The sequence below is a fragment of the Brevundimonas sp. CURTG3B2_SDJG genome, assembly GCF_057364705.1.
Window position 1 is genome coordinate 1 of the sequence record NZ_JBNFOJ010000558.1, and the last position, 704, is coordinate 704.

Below are 704 nucleotides of genomic sequence, written 5' to 3' on the forward strand. Positions count from 1 at the left end.
CAGCCAGAGTCACCATGCAATCCCCACAGCGTCATGTCGTCACGCTTAGGGTACTTCTTCCACTCAGTCTTAATCTGTCCTTTGTTCTTACCAGTCTTAAGCTCACGGCTCTCCTGAACGAAGTAGTATGGCTCGTCAAGGAACGAACGAGTGGTATCCTCACCCATCCCCGGAATGCCACCGTAGCCATCTGTAGTGTCACCCTTGATGGTTTTGCTCCATGTGCCAGTAGTCTGCCTCAGCAGTCGTGTTACTCAGGATTTCACCAGTGGTTAACCAGAAGAATTCACAGTTCGGGATAGTCTTGAAGTCCTTATCGCAGGACACCAGCACCGCATGGTCGCAGCCCACAATCTGAGGTCGTGTACCAATGATGCCCCATACAGTCATCGCCCTCAAGCGTTGGCTTCAGGAAGCTGTTGAACCGTGGGTCAGCCATCACTTCAGCTACGAACTTCTTGTATCCTACAGGCTTGCGAGAACCCTTACGGTTGGCCTTATAGGTAGGAAGAACGTCCTTACGCCAGTTATTATCGTCAGTAAAGCACATCACAATCTTAGCGTCTTTTCCACGCCTTGCGCTTCTTAACGATTTTTCAGCGATGGTGTTCTCAAGGATACGACGAGCCTTGGCGTGGTCACAAATCAGAGTATAAATATCATCGCCCCAGTCTGTTCTCGTCCTCGGCAGCAGCCATAGAAGA

1 protein-coding gene is annotated in these 704 nt (G+C 50.4%); it reads right to left on the minus strand.

Annotation, left to right across the window (positions count from 1 at the left end):
* Positions 1 to 313 precede the first annotated feature (313 nt).
* Positions 314 to 704: hypothetical protein (locus AC2W7C_RS18665; RefSeq protein ID WP_486002678.1), on the minus strand; the 391-nt coding region annotated here is incomplete at its 5' end.